At 44.9% G+C, this 19,850-nt stretch carries 22 protein-coding genes; 14 read left to right on the top strand and 8 right to left on the bottom strand.

Translation table 11 applies throughout. The annotated features are described in order from the left end of the window. Positions 1-22: 22 nt before the first annotated feature. Entirely contained in the window at positions 23-1,228 is a 1,206-nt protein-coding gene (locus H065_RS0122310; protein ID WP_017815322.1) for an MFS transporter, read from the bottom strand. Positions 1,229-1,329: 101 nt separating this feature from the next. Here H065_RS0122310 and H065_RS0122305 point away from each other — a divergent pair, with 101 nt between their 5' ends. Continuing rightward, complete coding sequence (locus tag H065_RS0122305; protein ID WP_017815321.1) at positions 1,330-1,872, top strand: RNA 2'-phosphotransferase; 543 nt, start codon at positions 1,330-1,332, stop codon at positions 1,870-1,872. A gap of 97 nt (positions 1,873-1,969) precedes the next feature. Here the strand turns inward: H065_RS0122305 and H065_RS0122300 are convergent, their stop codons facing one another. The 3 genes from H065_RS0122300 to hxlA all read right to left on the bottom strand — a co-directional run bounded on the left by H065_RS0122300 (position 1,970) and on the right by hxlA (position 4,548). Continuing rightward, on the bottom strand, positions 1,970-2,989 hold the full coding sequence (locus H065_RS0122300) for an LLM class flavin-dependent oxidoreductase (RefSeq protein ID WP_017815320.1): 1,020 nt from the start codon (positions 2,987-2,989) through the stop codon (positions 1,970-1,972). A gap of 349 nt (positions 2,990-3,338) precedes the next feature. Further along, the gene (gene hxlB, locus H065_RS0122295) at positions 3,339-3,911 is read right to left on the bottom strand and encodes a 6-phospho-3-hexuloisomerase (protein WP_017815319.1); all 573 of its coding nucleotides are present in this window, start codon (positions 3,909-3,911) and stop codon (positions 3,339-3,341) included. A gap of 4 nt (positions 3,912-3,915) precedes the next feature. Continuing rightward, entirely contained in the window at positions 3,916-4,548 is a 633-nt protein-coding gene (hxlA, locus tag H065_RS0122290; RefSeq protein WP_017815318.1) for a 3-hexulose-6-phosphate synthase, read from the bottom strand. Positions 4,549-4,822: 274 nt separating this feature from the next. Between hxlA and hxlR the strand changes: the two genes are divergently transcribed. Both hxlR and H065_RS0122280 read left to right on the top strand, forming a co-directional pair. Then, entirely contained in the window at positions 4,823-5,182 is a 360-nt protein-coding gene (hxlR, locus tag H065_RS0122285; RefSeq protein WP_017815317.1) for a transcriptional activator HxlR, read from the top strand. A 93-nt stretch (positions 5,183-5,275) separates the two neighbouring features. Next, complete coding sequence (locus tag H065_RS0122280; protein ID WP_017815316.1) at positions 5,276-5,929, top strand: SDR family oxidoreductase; 654 nt, start codon at positions 5,276-5,278, stop codon at positions 5,927-5,929. 96 nt (positions 5,930-6,025) lie between these two features. Here the strand turns inward: H065_RS0122280 and H065_RS0122275 are convergent, their stop codons facing one another. Next, complete coding sequence (locus H065_RS0122275) at positions 6,026-6,211, bottom strand: DUF2188 domain-containing protein (protein ID WP_017815315.1); 186 nt, start codon at positions 6,209-6,211, stop codon at positions 6,026-6,028. 438 nt (positions 6,212-6,649) lie between these two features. After that, positions 6,650-7,609 (bottom strand): peptide-methionine (S)-S-oxide reductase MsrA, encoded by a 960-nt coding sequence (msrA, locus tag H065_RS0122270; RefSeq protein ID WP_017815314.1) that lies wholly within the window; start codon positions 7,607-7,609, stop codon positions 6,650-6,652. A 491-nt stretch (positions 7,610-8,100) separates the two neighbouring features. Here msrA and H065_RS0122265 point away from each other — a divergent pair, with 491 nt between their 5' ends. From H065_RS0122265 to H065_RS0122250, 4 genes are all read left to right on the top strand, one after another. Continuing rightward, on the top strand, positions 8,101-8,793 hold the full coding sequence (locus tag H065_RS0122265; protein WP_017815313.1) for a TerC family protein: 693 nt from the start codon (positions 8,101-8,103) through the stop codon (positions 8,791-8,793). A gap of 333 nt (positions 8,794-9,126) precedes the next feature. Further along, a complete protein-coding gene (locus tag H065_RS0122260; protein WP_017815312.1) occupies positions 9,127-10,080 on the top strand; it encodes a Gfo/Idh/MocA family protein in 954 nt (317 codons plus the stop codon). Between the two features lie 74 nt (positions 10,081-10,154). Beyond that, positions 10,155-10,508, top strand: a complete 354-nt coding sequence (gene yxiS, locus H065_RS0122255; protein ID WP_017815311.1) for a protein YxiS — start codon at positions 10,155-10,157, stop codon at positions 10,506-10,508. Positions 10,509-10,933: 425 nt separating this feature from the next. Continuing rightward, positions 10,934-11,197, top strand: coding sequence for an AbrB/MazE/SpoVT family DNA-binding domain-containing protein (locus tag H065_RS0122250; protein ID WP_017815310.1), 264 nt, complete (start codon positions 10,934-10,936; stop codon positions 11,195-11,197). A gap of 120 nt (positions 11,198-11,317) precedes the next feature. On the opposite strand, the gene H065_RS0122245 is transcribed toward H065_RS0122250, so the two are convergent. Further along, the gene (locus H065_RS0122245; protein WP_017815309.1) at positions 11,318-12,142 is read right to left on the bottom strand and encodes an AraC family transcriptional regulator; all 825 of its coding nucleotides are present in this window, start codon (positions 12,140-12,142) and stop codon (positions 11,318-11,320) included. 218 nt (positions 12,143-12,360) lie between these two features. Between H065_RS0122245 and H065_RS0122240 the strand changes: the two genes are divergently transcribed. From H065_RS0122240 to H065_RS0122210, 7 genes are all read left to right on the top strand, one after another. After that, a complete protein-coding gene (locus tag H065_RS0122240) occupies positions 12,361-13,443 on the top strand; it encodes a Gfo/Idh/MocA family protein (RefSeq protein WP_017815308.1) in 1,083 nt (360 codons plus the stop codon). A gap of 127 nt (positions 13,444-13,570) precedes the next feature. Beyond that, a complete protein-coding gene (locus H065_RS0122235) occupies positions 13,571-14,338 on the top strand; it encodes a sugar phosphate isomerase/epimerase family protein (RefSeq protein WP_017815307.1) in 768 nt (255 codons plus the stop codon). Then, on the top strand, positions 14,331-15,419 hold the full coding sequence (locus H065_RS0122230) for a Gfo/Idh/MocA family protein (protein ID WP_017815306.1): 1,089 nt from the start codon (positions 14,331-14,333) through the stop codon (positions 15,417-15,419). The genes H065_RS0122235 and H065_RS0122230 overlap by 8 nt, the downstream gene beginning before the upstream one ends. Before the next feature lie 179 nt (positions 15,420-15,598). Continuing rightward, positions 15,599-16,567 (top strand): sugar phosphate isomerase/epimerase family protein, encoded by a 969-nt coding sequence (locus H065_RS0122225; protein WP_017815305.1) that lies wholly within the window; start codon positions 15,599-15,601, stop codon positions 16,565-16,567. Positions 16,568-16,588: 21 nt separating this feature from the next. After that, positions 16,589-17,320 carry a ThuA domain-containing protein gene (locus H065_RS0122220; RefSeq protein WP_017815304.1) on the top strand — a complete coding sequence of 244 codons (732 nt, stop codon included), beginning with the start codon at positions 16,589-16,591 and terminating at the stop codon, positions 17,318-17,320. Between the two features lie 353 nt (positions 17,321-17,673). Further along, positions 17,674-18,372, top strand: coding sequence for a uracil-DNA glycosylase (locus tag H065_RS0122215; RefSeq protein WP_017815303.1), 699 nt, complete (start codon positions 17,674-17,676; stop codon positions 18,370-18,372). A 146-nt stretch (positions 18,373-18,518) separates the two neighbouring features. Beyond that, the gene (locus H065_RS0122210; RefSeq protein ID WP_017815302.1) at positions 18,519-18,836 is read left to right on the top strand and encodes a winged helix-turn-helix transcriptional regulator; all 318 of its coding nucleotides are present in this window, start codon (positions 18,519-18,521) and stop codon (positions 18,834-18,836) included. Between the two features lie 148 nt (positions 18,837-18,984). Here the strand turns inward: H065_RS0122210 and H065_RS0122205 are convergent, their stop codons facing one another. Beyond that, positions 18,985-19,713 carry a Crp/Fnr family transcriptional regulator gene (locus H065_RS0122205; RefSeq protein WP_017815301.1) on the bottom strand — a complete coding sequence of 243 codons (729 nt, stop codon included), beginning with the start codon at positions 19,711-19,713 and terminating at the stop codon, positions 18,985-18,987. Positions 19,714-19,850: the final 137 nt, after the last annotated feature.

Below are 19,850 nucleotides of genomic sequence, written 5' to 3'. Positions count from 1 at the left end.
CCTTTACAAAGGGTACAGTTTACTATGCCGAATGTCTTTTCTTTTTTTCAACCATATAGTAACTGAGTATAGCTCCACACATTCCGACAGCAGCAATGATACCACCAACCAGTGGAACATAGACGAGTCCTGCATGGGTAATAACAACACCACCCAGAAAAGCACCTGTCGCATTACCCAGATTCAGTGCGGAGTGGCTCGAGGTAGCAGCAAGCCGGGGAGCTTCATGAGCCAGATTCATAATACGCAGCTGTATACCTGGCATAATACCAAAAGCAGCTGCCCCCCATAAAAAGATAAATACAAGAGCAAGCCATGGAAGATGCAGCACACCCGATAGAATCATCAGCATCAAAGCCAAAATGGCAAAAATGGTAATAATGGAAGGCATCAGCTTCCAGTCAGCCAGCCTGCCGCCAACGATATTGCCAAGCGTTACACCGATTCCGTACATAACAAGTATCCAGGTAACACTGCTTTCCTGGAAGCCCGATACATCTGTAAGCATTGGAGTAATATAGGTAAATACCGTAAACATACTGCAGCAGCCAAATGCGCCGGTCAGCAGAATGAGCAGCACCTGAGGCTGCAGCAGACTCCGTACTTCTTTGGACAGACTCGGTTGTGCCGTCTGTTCAATACGCGGAATCAGGAACAGAATCCCTACCAGTGAAATAACGCCCATTACAGTAATTGCGCCAAAGGAAGCACGCCAGCCCAGATGCTGACCAATCAGTGTACCAAACGGAACACCGATAATATTGGCAATCGTCAGCCCGGCGAGCACCATCGAGACCGCTCCTGCCCGTTTGTCCGGTCGTACAAGGCGAGCTGCTATCAGTGATCCCGTACCGAGAAACGTACCATGAGCCAAAGCGGTAACCAGTCGTGATCCCATTAACAGACCATAACTTGGGGCAAGAGCAGCGACCAGATTACCAACAATAAAGATAGCCATGAGCAGACAAAGCAGCTGCTTTTGAGCAATGCGATTGGTAGCAATGGTGAGGATGGGAGCGCCTACGGCTACGCCGAGTGCATAACCGGTAATCAGTTGTCCTGCCTGTGGGATGGTTACGCCCAGATCATTGGCGACATTAGGAAGTAGCCCCATAATAACAAATTCAGTCATTCCGATTGCGAATGCGCCTGCGGTCAGGCAGAATAGCGCAGCGGGGAAACGATCATTTTGTGGAGTCGTTTGTTGCGGTGATACTGTATTTTGCATGATTTCTCTCCTATTTCAAAAAATATCTATATGTATGATATATTCATACTAACATTTCAAATTGCAAATGAACATGATTTGCCCGGAAAGGAGCAGGAACAATGTTGGAACTACAGCAGGAAAAACAGCTCAGCAAATGGATCAGCCTGATTCTGCGGCACTCGCCGGAACAGTACGGAATTGTACTGGATGAAGATGCCGCCTGTCCAATTAATGAACTGGTACAAGTGATCTGTCAGGAGCGCAAATGGAGCTTTGTCACCGATGAGCATATTCGTTATGTGGTGGCCCGTTCGGACAAGCAGCGCTTCGAGATTATGGGTGACCGGATTCGCGCACGATATGGACATAGCCGCCCGGCTATTCATTATGAAGCTTCTGTACCGCCTGATGTGCTGTATCATGGTACGTCGATACAAGCATGGACGATTATTGAAAAAGAAGGACTGCGTCCAATGGGTAGAAGATATGTACATTTATCCGAGAAGACCGACTTCGCCGAATTGGCCGGAAAACGAAAAGGCAAGCTGGTTCTGCTGAAAATCAATACGGCAGCAGCGGTAGATCATATTATGTTTTATAATGCAGGTCATGGGGTCTGGCTGTGTGATCACATACCAGCAGAATGTATCAGTATGTTATAAAAAGAAAAGCAGCGCTGGATCAATCAGCGTCTGCTTTTTTTTATGGATACTCCTGTATGGATAGCACAAATTGTCAATCAGAGTAGATGCTGCCGGATTAGTTTTGACCCAATTGAAAAGCTTCAGCCAGCAGACGATAAGAGCGAATACGTGCTTCATTATCATGAATAGCCGATACGATCAGCAGCTCATCTGTCTGATAATCAGCAGCAAAACGAAGCAGTTTCTCGCGAACCTGATCTGGTGTACCCACTACGCGGAAGCGGCGGGTATCTTCGATATGTGATTTTTCGGTACGGGTGTACGGATATTCTGCTGCCGTCTTGGCAGAAGGCAGATAGGGCATAGGACGATTCTCGCGCAGCATCAGGAAGTAAAGATCATTACTGCGCATATGATACTCGGCTTCTTCTTCAGTATCTGCACAAGAGACGGTAATCGCTGCCAGTGACTTGGGCGCGGAAGCCATAACAGACGGCTGGAAATTCTCTTTGTAATGTGCAACGGCTTCTTCACCGCCAGCCGTACCAAAAAACTGGGCAAATGCATAGGAAGCACCGGTCATCGCTGCCAATTCTGCTGTACCGCCACTTGATCCAAGCAACCACAGTTCCGGAATCGTGGAAATACTCGGTTCAGCAATCAATCCGGCAAAACGGTGATCCGAAGGTGTAGCATCATTCAGATAACCGATTAGATCGACAATCTGCTGTGGATAACGGTCTGAGCTGTGCATAGAAGGGAATTTGCCTTCCTGCAGCGCACGTGTAGCAAGCGGCATACCGCCGGGTGCGCGTCCAACACCCAGATCGATCCGATTAGGATAGAGTGCTTCGAGCAGACGGAAATTCTCGGCGACTTTGTAGGCGCTGTAATGAGGCAGCATAATCCCCCCGGAGCCGACACGAATACGCTTGGTCTGGGAAGCCACATGAGCGATCATAATCTCCGGACTGGAATGAGCCAGGCTGGGAGAAGCATGATGCTCCGACATCCAGAAACGGGAATACCCCAATTCATCTGCCGCCTGGGCAAGTTGGAGTGTATTGGAAAGGGCATTGGTAGCGTTATGTCCTTCATTAATATGAGACTGGTCAAGCACGCCTAACTTCAACATGAATGTTCACCTCGATTTGTATTTGGACCATGCTACTGGAATGGAAATTCTAATAAAAGACAGCCAGCAGCATGGTTGCGAGCAGGTCATATGATTACATCAAACTCGATGTTTCGTAACTTTTTAATACTATGTTACTTTAATAGCGTAACTAATAGTATAGTGCATTTAAATGAAAAATACAAAGTGTGTCTCTAATTATTATTTGTCGATGATATGATTCTGAAGCTTGTCCTCTATACCGAATAGATTATAAAAAAAGCCAGCTATCCCATTCAGCGGGAAGCTGGCTTTTTTATCTATCTTTCTGGATAAAGACCATTTAGAACAAAATATCTGTACAGATAATCTATTCCAGATTGGCGTGGTTGGTAAACATCGCTGCCGAGTCACCGCCACGTTTTTCCATCAGACGCAGCATAATACCATCGAACAACAACAGTACAGTCTGCTCAAACAGCGACCCCATCGGCTGCACTGTCTCATAACTTCCCTGATCCGCCGGATCTTTGGGGGAGCCAGGTACCTGTACAACCAGATCAGCCAATTTACCGATCGAGGAATCGGGGAAAATAGTAACTGCAGCGAGCTGCACATTTTCTTTGCCGGCTTTTTGAGCCATAATATGAAGTCCCTGTGTCTCACCCGAACCGGAAGCGATGATCAATAGATCACCTTTACCTGCTCGCGGAGTCACGGTCTCGCCAACTACATAAGCATCGAGTCCCAGCTGCATGAGACGCATCGCCAGAGCTTTGGCCATCAAGCCTGAACGTCCGGCACCTGCAGTGAATATTTTGCGGGCATTCAGAATCTGCTCTGTCAGCTGTTCCACCTGATCGGCCGGAATGGCTGACAGTGTACCCTGCAGCTCCTGAATAATCCGTTCAAAATGCCCGGAAATGCCAGTCAGTGTACTCATCTAATTACGCCTGAGCGATCAGTTCGCGGATCTGGGAAGCTGCTGCCGCTTTGTCATCCTGGCTGGTGATGCCACCGCCAACGATAACCAGATCAGGGTTGGCTTTGATTACTTCCGGCATAGTTGCCAGTTTGATACCGCCAGCTACTGCTGTTTTTGCTGTTTTAACAACGCTTTTGATTGTTGCCAGATCTTCGAAAGGATTCTGTCCGGCAGCTTGACCATCATAGCCAGTGTGTACGCAGATATAGTCTACGCCCAGCTCGTCCAGTTCTTTGGCACGACTAGCGATATCTTTAACGTTGATCATATCAACCAGTACTTTACGTCCCTGTTTTTTGGCTTCATCTACACAGCCTTTGATTGTCAGGTCGTTACTTGCGCCCAGTACAGTAATAATGTCAGCACCAGCTTCAGATGCTTTCATGATTTCATAACCACCGGCATCCATGATTTTCAGGTCAGCCAGTACTTTCAGATTAGGGAAAGCTTCTTTCATAGCTTTGACTGCATGCAGTCCTTCGTTAATAACGATTGGTGTACCGATTTCTACGATATCGATAAAAGGTTCCACTTCCTTAACAAGTGCGATACCTTCCGGGATATTTACAAGATCCAAAGCGAGTTGAAGTTCCATAAGATCAAATTCCTCCTGTAAGATGCCATATTGGCATGAATTAGTATAGTAGTGCGATGCGAACAATAGGAATTAAATGCAGAGCACACTTGTGTGATTTTCTGTCTGTACCTGTTGCGTTCGCTGTAGTGCTAGTATAAAGTAAAATACATGACTTTTGTAAGTACGCACTTTTTTTTTACATAGTGTCTAAAAGTATACTATGGAGAATGAAAGCAGTTGGAACGATATAAAGAGTAGCTGTATATCCCAGAATCCATGGAGGAATGAATAAATGCGTGAGCGTATTTTTAACTGTGAAAAAGAACTGACCTTATCGGTCATTGGCGGCAAATGGAAAATGCTGATTCTGTGGCATCTTGGCAAAACAGGAACCAAACGTTTTGGTGAATTGAAGTCGCTCATACCTGGTATTACTCAGCGGATGCTGGTCAGCCAGCTGCGTGAACTGGAAGAAGATCTGATCGTTCACCGTGAAGTCTATCCGGTTGTGCCTCCCAAAGTAGAATATTCCCTGACCGAAGTTGGAGAGAGCCTGATGCCGATTCTGGATGCGATGTACAATTGGGGCAAAAACTATATGGAAGTAGCTGAAATTGCACCGGTAGAGATCAAACCGGTATCCTGGAATTAAACGGAAAATAGACCGAATTACAAATAAAAGTGTAAGAACCCCTTGTTTACGGTTATAGATACAGAGAGCCAGATGAACAAGGAGGATACTATAATGAATATTGCAGTTATCGGAGCTAATGGACAGATCGGCAAAATCCTAACACAAAAGCTGGTTGATACCGGTGAACATCAGGTCACGGCAGTGATCCGCAAGCCGGAACAGGCAGCTACATTTGAACAAATGGGTGCCAAAACCGCGATTGGCAATCTGGAAGGCACTGTAGATGAACTGGCGAAGGTTATTAATGGCGCAGATGCCGTTGTATTTGCTGCCGGGTCAGGTGGCAGCACCGGAGATGACAAGACATTGCTGATTGATCTGGATGGAGCAGTGAAAAGTATGGAAGCTGCTGAGCAGTCAGGCACCAAACGCTTTGTACTCATCAGCGCAATGTTCGCTTATGATCGCAGCAAATGGTCAGAATCGATCAAGCCATACTATGTTGCCAAGCATTATGCTGATCGGATGCTGGAAGCCAGTTCGCTGGATTACACGATTATCCGTCCAGGTGGCCTGTTGAATGATCCGGGTACCGGTCAGATCGAAATCGGGGAGCAGCTGAGCGAAGGCGGCAGTATTCCACGTGAAGATGTGGCAGAAGTTATAGCTCATGTACTGGATCAACAGCATACGTATCGCAAAGGGTATGATGTTATTTCAGGCAAGCAGTCTATTGCTCAGGCTGTACAATCGCTAGCCAACTAATGACTGAATATCATAGATGCTTGACGATATAAGGTATACAGAATGATTAGCAAAAAACCGGGTGCTCCAGGCACCCGGTTTTTTGCTATGATTTTATTATTTGTTTTTCCCTTCAGGATGGTTGGCATCCCATTCTTCTGCTTTGGATGTACCGATTGCGATTGCACGTCCTTCATCATATCCTTCATCCAGCAACGCATTAGCAATCTCGACGGCTTTCTCACGTACACGTTCATCCAGATTTTTCATAGAGGTAGGGTAATCTTTTTTGGTCCATGGCATAAGTATCGCTCCTTTGATAGATCATGATAGGGTAACTCGTACAGATGATCTGTAGGCACACTTTGTCGCAGGTCTCTGTATACCATGTACCCTTACAGACCGAGCGGCGAAACGTAGATTGGCTCTGGGCCATAGATGTCTGCAAAGTGGAGAATGTTCAAAGTTCAAACGAAAGATGCAATCCCGGAAATGCATTAAGGAATCAAAGCGATCGTGAACAGACAGTATATGAAACAACCATAAGTAGAGTATCCCTACACAAAAAAAGAACCACTCCTGCCGTATAAGGTGAAGGAGTGGTTCCTGTAGTCACATTAGTAATATCAAGTAATTTCTACATAATATCTGAATATACAATGAAGCCGTGTTACTCTGAGCCTTGCTTTATATGATCATGTAAACAATCATTTATCATCTGCAAGGTATCGGCCAGCACTGTTACTGGAACAGTACGTTGTACTCGCCATAACCTTCTTCTTCCAGCTGCTCTCTCGGTACAAAGCGCAGAGCCGCTGAGTTAATGCAGTAGCGCAGTCCATTTGGACCCGGCCCGTCATCGAAAACATGACCGAGATGGGAGTCGGCTTCACGGCTGCGTACTTCGGTACGAACCATAAAGTGACTGGCGTCCATATTTTCTTTTACGTGATAATCGCGGATCGGACGGGTGAAGCTTGGCCAGCCGCAGCCGGAATCGTATTTGTCTGTCGAACTGAACAGCGGCTCACCGGATACGATATCCACGTAGATACCATCTCCATGATGATCCCAGAATTCATTATGAAAAGCAGGCTCGGTACCATTTTGCTGGGTAACCTTGTACTGCATCTCGCTCAGACGATTTTTGAGATCGGATTTGTCAATCCGGTTGGACCAGTGTTGCTCAATAAAAGCATCCCGTCCGGAACCTTTACGGTAACGTTTGTAATGACCGGTATTCTTCTTGTGATAATCCTGATGGTAAGTCTCGGCTTCATAAAAAGTCTGCGCAGGTGTAATCTCGGTTACGATCGGCTTGTCAAAGCGGCCGCTGGCCTGCAGTTCCTGCTTGGATGCTTCAGCCAGTTCACGCTGATGCTCATTATGATAGAAAATGCCCGTGCGATACGAAGAACCGCGGTCGTAGAATTGTCCACCTGCATCTGTTGGGTCAATTTGCTGCCAGAACAGTTCCAGTAGTTTCTCGTATGGGAAAATAGCCGGATCAAACACGATCTGTACAGCTTCTGCATGACCGGTTGTTTCTTTGCATACTTCTTCATAGGTCGGGTTCTCGGTATGTCCACCTGTATAACCGGAACGAATACTAATGATACCTGGCAATTCTTCAAAAGGAGTTACCATGCACCAGAAACATCCACCTGCAAAAGTTGCTTTTTCGTATTGGGATTCACTCATTATATGATTCACTCCATTCTTGAGAGATAGGTAAAAATAAGATGGTTTGACGTATAAAATTTAATTTGTGAATGGTTCAATAAAATTTTATACAATTATAATTATAAACCATTTACTATAATAAAACCAAAAATCACTTACTTTAAATCAAAATGATCAAAATTAATAATATGGTAGAACATATATATTCAATATCGTTATAGCCAATATGATGACATTGTTGTATAATCATGTTATTGTTCTGAGATAGTTTCCAAAGGGGAGTAGCTTCCTACGATAAAGCCGTCATTACGGGATTAAGTCCCCGGCTTTATTGGCAGCAGATTATAACGCTGTTAGCGAGACCTTTGCCTAATTATGTAATTGGGTGAGGTCTTTTTTGATGCTTGCATCGCCATCACCCAATTACGGTGGTGGCGTTTTTTGATGTCTGGAATCTGCCTTAAGACTTTAATTCCGGCTGAAGCCGAAAGCAAAAGGGGATTGAATGTATGGAGTTATTTACAGTGGAGTTCTGGATAGCCCTGGCGTCGATTATTATGATTGACCTTGTACTCGCTGGTGACAATGCAATTGTTATCGGGATGGCTGCTCGTAATATTCCCAAGGAAAATCAGAAAAAGGTAATTATCTGGGGAACGGTCGGCGCGTTTGTTATTCGGGCAATTGCCACCTTGCTGGTTGTGTATTTGCTGAATATTACCGGTCTACGTCTGATTGGTGGGCTCGCATTGGTGTACATCGCCTACAAACTGCTGGTCGAGGAGAAAGAAGAAGATAATATCTCGGCGAGCAGCCAGATGTGGGCGGCAATCCGTACTATTATTATCGCAGATGCTATGATGGGACTGGATAATGTATTGGCAGTTGCCGGTGCAGCACATGGCGACTTCCCACTGGTAGTTGTAGGTTTGGCGATCTCTATTCCGATTATGGTCTGGTGCAGTACGTTGATCCTCAAGCTGATTGAGCGTTTTCCATGGATCATTGCGCTCGGATCTGCTATTCTGGCCTGGACGGCAGCCAAAATGATTATCGAAGAACCGCTGATCAAGGCATATTTTGAAAATGGCTTTATCAAATACGGATTTGAACTGATTGTTATTGTTCTGGTTGTTCTGATCGGGCTTAAAGTTAAGAAAAAAAATGCCGATGCCAAAGCAGCCAAAGAAATTACTTTGTAAGTAGCGTTTACGGTTTTGATCTCATTATAATTTACAATAAAGAGTTGGTTAAACAAGTCGCTGATTGAATGATACTGATTTTGATGATTTATTGCCTTCGAGTACTGTACCATCCAGTATTGGCACATAGATCAGAAAAGATCCTGTCTTTATTCAGCGGCTTTTTGCTGCGCGATTTTATTTGTGTACTATTTGTATATCAAAAATAGGAATGAACTTAAACAGCAGAGACTGGCACGCTTCCTGCATCTTATGTTTATATAGAAGAGAAGACTCGGCAGTATACACGTTAATATGGATACCTCATTTCAGATAGAAGGAGAATGTACCCTAATGATAAGTGAAAGCCAAGTAGAACATCGTCAACGAGTGGCTCTGATCGGAATCGGTGGAATTGCGCAAAAAGTATATCTCCCGCTATTATCCAGTCATCCACAGGTAGAACTGGTCGGTGTAGTCAGTCGTTCGGAAGCTACCGTGCATCAGACCATGCAGACCTATCGTCTGGCAAAAGGAAGTATTCGCTCAGAAGATATTGCAGATTGGGATGTAGATGCAGTATTCGTACATAGCCCGACACCAACGCATTATGATATCGTTACCAAATGTCTGGAGCAGGGACTGCCGGTCTATGTAGACAAGCCTTTGTCTTATTCAATGGAAGAATCACGCCGAATGGCCGCATTAGCAGAGGAACGTGGATTGCTGCTGGCAGTCGGCTTCAATCGCAGGTTTGCTCCACTGTATACCCAAGCACGATCCTGGCTTGAGGCAGCAGGGGGCTGGGAACTCTGTGAATCTGTCAAACATCGTACCTCCATGCAGAACTCTTCTGCACGCGAGACAGTATATGATGATCTGATTCATATGCTGGATCTGCTGCTGTGGCTGGGTAACGATGATTATGAGTTGCTGTCGAATCAGCTAAATCAGCAGGGAAATGGCGCAATGCTGCATGCATCCGGTATGCTCTCTCTCGGCGCTCAGCGTTATGCAAGTTACAGCATGGCACGCAGCGCCGGAACCGATTTGGAGAAATTATCGCTGCATGGCAGTGGACGTTCGGCAGAAGTAATCAATATGGAGAGCCTTTATCTATATGAAAAAGGTCAATTGCCGCAGTCCGGTAGTTTTGGGAGTTGGGATACCATTTTGCAGCGGCGTGGTTTTGCAGGTGTAGTAGACCATTTCCTGAATCATCTTCAGACTCCCGGGGATTGCAGTATTCGGGCGGATCAGGTGCTGAAGACACATATGCTGGCTCAGCAGTTGACAGCCGGATTATAATATTCAAGTTAGGATAGACTGGATAAGCTGAATAAATATTATCTACAGCATTATTAAGTGAAGGAGGTACTTCAATGGATGATTATGAATTTATGACGCGGGAAGAGCAAATGAAGAAGCGTGAAGAGCAGGTGCTGGAGAGTTATCGTCAGGATGAAGACATGATGATTCTTGTATTCACCCAGTGGTGTGTAAATAATGGATTTGATGCCAAAGATCTGTACCAGCGCGCGTATCCGGATCAAGTGGATAATCCGCGTCTGGAACAGGGGATTCGGCTGACCGTACCCAAAGAAGAAGCAGGCGATATTCCAAATGACACCCTATTTGGTGTGTTATCTGTATACGGCAATGAGGATTTGGCTTTTGTGATTAGCGAGGCACTCGAAGATCAGGAAGCTATCCGCAGAAGACAAAACGAAGAGTAGATGTTTTTTTAACACTGTTATATAGCAGCTTTTGTTAATTGAAGATGATACGATTTCGTTTTGACAAAAAATCATGCACCGTGCGTATTCTTGATAGCTGTATAATAAATATTCATACAATCAGAATAACCCGGCGAGTCGATTCACATCGTGAACATGGCTGCTGGGATTTTTTGTATATCCACTGAATACAGAAGACATAAATAACCACAAATTTCGGAAATGCATAAATTCAAGCTTTGTACACTATACTTTTATCATGATTGGATATCCATACTAATTTATTTAAAAATTTATTATTTAAAAAATTATATATAATTGCGAATAACAACTTGGCAACCGATTAGGGATGTGGTTTAATGATAAATATTACGAATAAAAAAATGTAGATAAATGTAGAATGTTGATATTGGAGGAGAAACAAGATGATGAAAGCTACCGGTATTGTAAGAAAAGTGGATGAATTGGGAAGAGTGGTTATTCCGATCGAATTGCGTCGTATTATGAATATTGATGTAAAAGATGGATTGGAGATTTTTGTGGATAGTGACCGTATTATTTTGAGAAAATACGAGCCTTCCTGCATTTTTACAGGAGAAACCGAAGATCTGGTGTATTTCAAAGGCAAACTGATCAGCCGTAATATTATTAATGAACTGACCGAACTGCATGCTGCCAAAAAGAACTAAGTTAAAAAACCATACGTTTTGATATCGGATAGCATAGATGTCATCTATATAATAAAGAGGGGCTGCAGCTGGCAGCCCTTTTTTTAATTTAATAAGCATATAGGGGATTCATGTGTATGTTTACGTAATGTGCTCCCGTTTGGAAATGCGGAATTCCTTGGGTGACATTCCAAATTTGGAACGGAATACACGGTGAAAATAAGTATAGTTGGCGAATCCTGACGATTCTGCTACTTCTTCGAGTGGCATAGGGCTAAACATGATGCGCTCCTGAGCCATATTTAGCCTGACTTCCAGCGCGTACTGCATGATCGTCGTATCAAAAGCTTCTTTGAACAGATGGACGGCTCTCGACACACTGATACCAATATGCAGCGCAATATCCTCTAATTTAAAGGTAGACGAGGCATTTTCTTCAATGTAATTTTTGATCTGATATGCCAGATAAGTTTTGGGTCCGCCAGTAGGTTGCTCTGATAAATAGCGGTCTACAGACATGCAAAGAATTTTCATATAATGAGAGAGAATCTCGGGATACGGATTGTCCATCCGTCGTTTCTCCATAGAAATCTGGCGCATCAGATCCATAATATTATCCGTCAGCGGAATCTTGACTCGTGCAGGACGCTTGCGCTGCTGCCACCATTCATCTGCCCATTCTCCGCCGAAAAAGATATGGTAATCGCCACTTTCTACAATTGATTTGCCTGTAGAAGCGGGTGTGTAATCAATTCGCAGTTCATAAGGCTGATCTGGAGCATAGATATGAAGATCGCCTACTTCTACATTTACCAGTTGACCATTTTGACGCAGTTGGCAGCTGCCTTCGGTTTGAAAGCGAAACAGATAGTTCTGTATTCCCTGAGGCTCGTGCATATGAAAAGGTTTCCGGTGAAAGGAATATCCGGCTGTGAATACTTTACATTCTTTTCCATGTCCATCCATTAAATGATCCTCATTTCAGCAACAAATTTAAATTTTGACCAAATAGTTCATGTTTCGATCATATTATTCATTTTAATTGATGCCGTTTAGTAATACTATGGTAACGAGCTTAAAAACACCATCTTTTCGATGTGATACACAAACGGACAATGGTATGGATAAGTCCAAGTATACATAAGGGTTTATCATACATTGCGCAAAACAGAGGAGGATTACCTGTGAAGCGAATGAAAGCCGGATTAGTCGGATGCGGTAACATAAGTGCTATTTATTTCAAAAATCTCAAATCCAGTCCGGTTGTCGAAATTGTGGCATGCGCTGACATGGTGATTGAAAAAGCCAAAGAGCGGGCTGAAGAGTTTGGTATTGTAAACGTCTTCACTCCAGAAGAATTGATGCAGCAGGAAGATATCGAATTGATTATTAACCTGACCATTCCTGCAGCACATGCGAGTGTAAATCAGGCAGCGCTGGCTGCAGGCAAGCATGTATATGCCGAGAAACCATTCGCTGTATCGCTTGACGATGGGCGGCGTACACTGGAGAAAGCCAAGGAAGCAGGCAAGCGGGTGGGCAGTGCACCGGATACTTTTCTTGGAGCCGGTATTGAGACTGCACGTCATGCAATTGAAAGTGGTCTGATCGGACGTCCGATTGCAGCTTCTGCCTTTATGATGGGAGCAGGCCCGGAATCATGGCACCCGGACCCGGAATTCTTTTACGCCCAGGGTGGCGGACCGATGTTCGACATGGGACCTTATTATTTGACAGCGCTCGCAAGCCTGCTTGGTTCAATGACAAGAGTTAGCTCTTCTGCGGGAATTCAGATGCCGGATCGTGTCGTACACAGCGGGCCAAAAGCGGGTACACCGATTCGTGTACAGACGCCAACACATCTGGCAGGAACCGTTGATTTTGAAAATGGTGCAATTGCTACGATGGTAACAAGTTTTGATATTCCAGGAGGCTCGCAGCTGCCGCGTATGGAGATTTATGGTACCGCGGGAACACTGGATATTCCGGATCCCAACTTTTTTGATGGAGATGTTCGTCTGAGACGAGCAGGTTCGGACGAATACGAAACGTTGCCGCCGGTATTTGAACCGGTCAATAATGATCGTGGTAAAGGGGTTAATGAGATGGTACAGGCGATTCAAGAGAATCGTCCGCATCGTGCGAGCGGTGAACTGGCCTATCATGTACTTGAAGTGATGCATGCCTTCCAGCGTTCTTCTCTTGAAGGCAAACATGTAATCATTCAGAGTCGTGCAGGTTATCGTCAGGGTAGCAGCGATCAGTAAGTTACTGCTGCACATTCATTGATCACCAGGCTTGAAGGTTACGAATACGATTTATAACGACAACCAGATATCACATCATTAGCTGTAATTTATGAGTACAAACTACCCTACAGGAGTGATTGAAGCTATGTTAAAAGTCGGATTGCAATTATACACAGTACGCGAAGATCTGGAACGCGATTTTGAAGGAACTATTGAAAAAGTAGCTGCTCTGGGCTATCAGGGTGTAGAATTTGCTGGATACTATGGCAGAACAGCAGAACAGGTCAAAGCACTGCTGGACAAACACAATCTGGAAGTTGTAGGTGCGCATACGCCGTACGTGGATTTGCTGGAAGATGCACAGTCCCTGATTGATTTTAACAAAGCTATCGGAAATCGTTATATTATTGTTCCTTATCTGGCAGAGGAGCAGCGTAGCAACTGGCCGGAGATTTTCGAAAATCTGCGTAAACTGGGTGAAATTTGCAATAAAAATGATGTGGTATTGCTGTATCACAATCATGATTTTGAATTTACTGAAAAAATTGGCGGACGTACCGTACTTGATGCCATGTACGAAGAGATTCCTGCCGACCTGATTCAGGTAGAGCTGGACAGTGCATGGGTAGAATACAGCGGTCATGACGCGGTTGAATATATTAATAAATATGCGGGTAGACTGCCGATCGTGCACTGGAAAGACTTCAAGCGTACCGATGATGGTATCCAAATGATGGAACTGGGTGAAGGCGAAGCGCCTGTAGCACGTATTGGAGATGCAGCAGATAAAGCAGGAGCAGAATGGATCGTAGTGGAGCAGGATAACAGCCTGCAGGCACCTATGCAAAGTATTGAACAAAGCATGAACTGGGTGAAAAGCTATGGCGCCAAGGGAGGCGTCGTGAATGTCTGATCGTGCACTCAATATTGGTATTATCGGCTGCGGAGGGATTGCCCAGAACAAGCATCTGCCGAGCCTGTCCAAGCAGCCACTGGCTAGAATCGTTGCCTTCTGTGACATTGTGGAAGAACGTGCTTCGGAAGCAGCCGAGCAGTACGGTAGCGAAAATGCCAAAGTATATACTGATTACAAGCAGCTTTTGGAAGATGAGAGTATCGATGTTATTCATGTCTGCACACCCAATGATTCTCATGCGGTGATTACAGTAGATGCACTCGAAGCCGGCAAGCATGTGATGTGCGAGAAACCGATGGCCAAGTCAACGGCTGAAGCTCGCACCATGATAGAAGCCGCAGAGCGTACAGGCAAGAAATTGTCCATCGCCTATCAGAATCGTTTCCGTGATGATACTCTTTATCTCAAACAAATGGTCGAGCAAGGTGATCTGGGCGATGTGTATTATGGTAAAGCACTCGCACTTCGCCGCCGTGCAGTTCCTACATGGGGAGTATTCCTTGATGAGGAAAAACAAGGCGGAGGACCACTCATCGATATCGGTACTCATGCACTGGATATGACACTGTGGCTGATGGATAACTACAAACCCAAAAGTGTAATGGGATCAACATTCCATAAGCTGGGTTCCCGTCAAAACGCTGCCAATGCTTTTGGTCCATGGGACCCCGAGCAGTTCAAAGTAGAAGATTCGGCTTTTGGATTTATTACTATGGAAAATGGAGCGGTTATTTCTCTGGAATCCAGTTGGGCAATCAATCTGCGCAAGTTCGCCGAAGCACAGAGCATACTGTGTGGTACGGAGGGCGGAGCCGATATGACAGATGGACTACATATCAACGGCGAGAAAAATAGCCGGCTGTATGACAGCAAAATTGATATGGGCTCCGGCGGAGTAGCTTTTTATTCCGGGGGTTCCGAAAACGAATCAGACCGTGAAGCGAGAATGTGGCTGGAAGCTATTGTAGAAGACAAGGAGCCTCTGGTAAAACCGGAACAGGCTCTGGTCGTGACACAGATTCTCGAAGCGATCTATGAATCGGCTCGTACGGGCAAAGCCGTTTATCTGGAATCCTGAATATAGCAGGAAATATGGATGTTCTAGCCATTTAGGGTAAATTTTATTTAAAAACTTCGCCAAAAAGCAAACTTTTCACCTTTACTTTACGTATTAATAGATATAGAATCTTCGCGGCAGCAAATATTGCATTATATTCACCTTACCACTAAAAACAGTTGAACCAGGAGGATGAACGAATGAAATTAGGCGTATTTATGGTATTGCTTAACAATATGGGCTTCGAGGAGGCGCTGGACTATGTAGCTGCAAAAGGTGTCAAGGCAGTCGAGATCGGTACCGGTGGTAATCCGGGTAACGTACACTGCAACACCGATGAGCTGCTGGCTGATAATGGCAAGCTCAAAGCATTCAAACAGGCGATTGATTCGCGCGGTCTGATCATTAGCGCACTGAGCTGTCATGATAATCCGCTTCATCCGCAAAAAGCGATTGCCAAAGAAGCACATGATTCTTTCATCAAATCCGTACAATTGGCCGAGAAGCTGGAAGTACCGGTCGTTAATACATTTTCCGGATGTCCGGGTGAGAGTGATGATGCCAAATATCCCAACTGGCCTGTAGCACCATGGCCAAATGATTACCGTGAACTGCTGGATTGGCAGTGGAACGAGAAAATTATTCCTTACTGGACAGAGACAGGCAAGTTCGCTGAACAGCACAACGTCAAAGTCGGTCTGGAACTGCATGGTGGATTCTCCGTTCATACACCGGGTACGCTGCTGCGTCTGCGAGAAGCAGCTGGTGAAGTGATTGGAGCCAACCTTGACCCGAGTCATATGTGGTGGCAAGGCATCGATCCGGTAGCCGCAATAAAAATTTTGGGGAAAAATGGCGCAATTCATCACTTTCATGCTAAAGATACGCTTACAGATACCGATAATATGAATATGAACGGTGTAACGGACATGCACTCCTACGCTGAGATGCAAGATCGTGCATGGCAATTCCGCACCGTAGGTTATGGCCACGATGTAAAAACGTGGGCTGATATCGTCAGTGCATTAAGATTAGTTGGATATGACTACGTCGTTAGTATAGAGCATGAAGACGGACTGATGTCCGTAAATGAGGGTTTCACTAAAGCCGTCCATAACTTGCAGCAGGTGATGATCGAAGAAGAACTTGGCGAGATGTGGTGGGTCTAACAACAGGGAGGCAATAATAGTATGATTAACGTAACAGTCTGGAATGAGTTTGTACATGAGCAAATCCGCGACGACGTCAAAGCTGTATACCCGGATGGAATTCACAAAGTACTTGCAGACGGATTGACCAAAGAAGGGTTCGCCTGCCGCACAGCAACACTGGATCAGGATGAGCATGGTCTGACAGAATCCGTTCTGAACTCTACCGATGTTATGCTGTGGTGGGGACACACTGCACACGACCTCGTTGATGATGATATTGCTGAAGCCGTTGTAAGACGTGTTCAGGAAGGCATGGGATTGATCGTGCTGCACTCCGGACACTTCTCCAAACCGTTCAAGCAATTGATGGGTACCAGCTGCGATCTGAAATGGCGTGTCGCAGACGAACAGGAAATTCTGTGGTGTGTTAACCCGAATCATCCGATCTCGCAGGGTGTCAATCCATCGATCACACTGGATAAAGAGGAAATGTACGGCGAGTTCTTCGATGTACCGGCTCCGGATGAGCTGGTATACCTGAGTAACTTTGAAGGTGGCGAAGTATTCCGCAGCGGTTGTACCTACCGTCGTGGTCATGGTAAAATCTTCTACTTCCGCCCAGGCCATGAGACGTATCCTACGTACTACAACCAGGATATTATGCATATCATCTCCAATGCAGTACGCTGGGCACAACCAGCAGAAAATGCCCGTCCTGCATTTGGACGGACTGAGCCAAAACGTACGATCGGTGGTAAAGTACTGGTATAAGTATTTCATAACTATCCAGCCAAAGCATTTTCAGCATAATAGACAGGCTGAATACGTTCTTCGGTCAACCGAAGAGATTTAATCATACTCCAGCAACCTTGTTGATTGTATCCCATTGTACACGATTGCCGGTAAGCCTTGCTTGTATGTTGAAATTCAAACCATAGCAATAACACAGAGTACGTCCGCAGAAGAATAGCGGACGTACTTTTTGCGTAAGCAGATTGCAAAAAATTGGGTAAATAAAATATGTATACAAATTAGCCTTTAACTTGTTAGACGCGATGTTCAACGAAAAAGATTTTTTGCAAAGTGAAATATTATACAAATTATCCGGTAAATGGGGTGTGGATATGTTAAATCACAATGAGTCAGACACGCATATCGGACCTGCACCGCTATCTCCGGAACTGGTTCATGCCTGCCTGGAGAGAGTCAAAGATCTGAGATTGGAAGGATTCCTGACCGGATTTGGTAAATGGCCTGGCAGATTGATGATGGTAGGAGAAGCACCGGGAGCGACAGAAGTGCAGAATGGACGACCTTTTTCCGGTCAGGCAGGCAAGGTGCTGGATGGTTATCTCGATGCACTGGAGATTACAAGAGACGATTTGTACATTACCAGTTCGGTACGCAGCCGTCCGTATAAGGATAAACCCGTCAAAGGAAATCCAGATCGTCTCAGCCGTTCCAATCGAACACCGACCCGGGCAGAAGTACTGGCCTTTGCTCCAATTCTTGATCAGGAAATTACTATTGTACAGCCGGAGATTCTGATTACACTGGGAAATATTGGTCTGCAGCGGCTGCTGGGAGATGGATATACCATTACTGCTGTACATGGACAGCCGATTTACAGCAAGATTCAGCAAGTGGAAAGAGATTATCCCGAGAAAGGATATTTTTGGTCCGAACAAGAATATTGTATTTTTCCTATGTATCATCCGGCGGCTGTGCTGTATAATAGATCATTGACCGATGTTATTGACGGTGATCTCAAGCAGCTGCGTGAACTGATTAGTCAAAAATCGCAGATAGCTGAACATCAGTGATGATCATAATGTTTTCGTTTTCTTATTAGGTAAAATGTGTTAAAATATATATGCTAACTAATTGTAAGCTTACATCGAATTTATATATATACAAAGCTTACGACAACCCATTATTGTGCTATGGACGGATGAAGAGGTGAAAAGACATGGAACAGCATCAATTGGGATTATGCCCTCGCTTTGAGACCGCTTTTTCTTTTCTCGGAAAAAGATGGAATGGTCTGATTATTCAGTCTCTGATGAGCGGACCAAAACGTTTTAAGGATATCTCGAATCTTATTCCGATGATGAGCGATAAAATGCTTTCGGAGCGAATGAAGGATCTGGAGGGAAGCGGTATTTTGACTCGCCAGGTATATCCGGAGACACCGGTACGAATTGAGTATGAACTGACTGACAAAGGTCGGGCGCTTCAACCCGTTATGGAACAAATCCAGAATTGGGCAGAGCAGTGGGTGGATTAATACTTTACACCTCCATCCGGGCCGGCAGACGCTGTCTCAATTAAAAAGCTTTCCGCTTGGTATTTATCAGCGGAAAGCTTTTTTGCATGTACCTTGTTATATAGTTATTCGCGCAATTGGTCAACGCCGGGGAGAGAAGTCGGCGTAATCAGATCCGGCATATTTCTCGTGGGCAGAGTTCACAGTGACATACTTCCTGCAGAGCTTCCATATCATGAATAATGATCATGCCATGCTCATATTCAATCACGTCTTTTTTGCGCAGATCACTGAGCATACGGTTAACACTTTCACGCGTAGCACCGATCATATTGGATAGATCCGTATGGGTGATTTTTTTGTTGATCAGGATCGATCCGTCTTCATTGTAATCTTCGCCGTACGTATTGCTGAGACGAATCAGAGTCGAGCAGAGGGCCCCTGGTTTGCCATACAGCATAAGGTCACGGACTTTGGTCTGGGTTAGGCGATGATGCGTACCCATCCATTTCATAAAGTCGATAGCAAAGTCACAGTGCTGGCAGATAATCATCTCCAGATCTTTATGTTCGATAACTGCCACTTCTGTATCTTCAAGTGTCTCTGCTGTGAATCCGAGCCGCGTACCGGAGAACGGATCAGCCTGTCCGATCATGTCACCAGACTGATACATATATAGAATAAGTTCTTTACCTTCATCGGTTGATTTGGTCAATTTCACACGTCCACTTTTGATAAAGTAGAGCTTGTCGGACAGATCGCCTTCCCAAAATAGGTGCGACCCCGAAGGAATGCTGCGCTCTGTCGCATAAGCCAGCATACGCTCCATATTAATATCCGAAAAACACGATGTGTTTCCTTCGACGTTGTTGTTCATGATCTCTGCAAATTTATTCATGTTCGTCCTCCCCTTCATCTCCCAATTATACGCGAAAATAATCGGATTGCATCATGTTTTAAGGAAAAATTTACTAAATTAAATTGAATTTATATTCCTTTAAATTAATGCTTCTAATAGTATGGTCATCATTGTTT

The organism is Paenibacillus shenyangensis, assembly GCF_000346635.1.
Taxonomy (GTDB): domain Bacteria; phylum Bacillota; class Bacilli; order Paenibacillales; family Paenibacillaceae; genus Saccharibacillus; species Saccharibacillus dauci.
The sequence above is the reverse complement of the archived record's forward strand: the minus strand, read 5'-3'. Positions and strand labels throughout refer to the sequence as shown.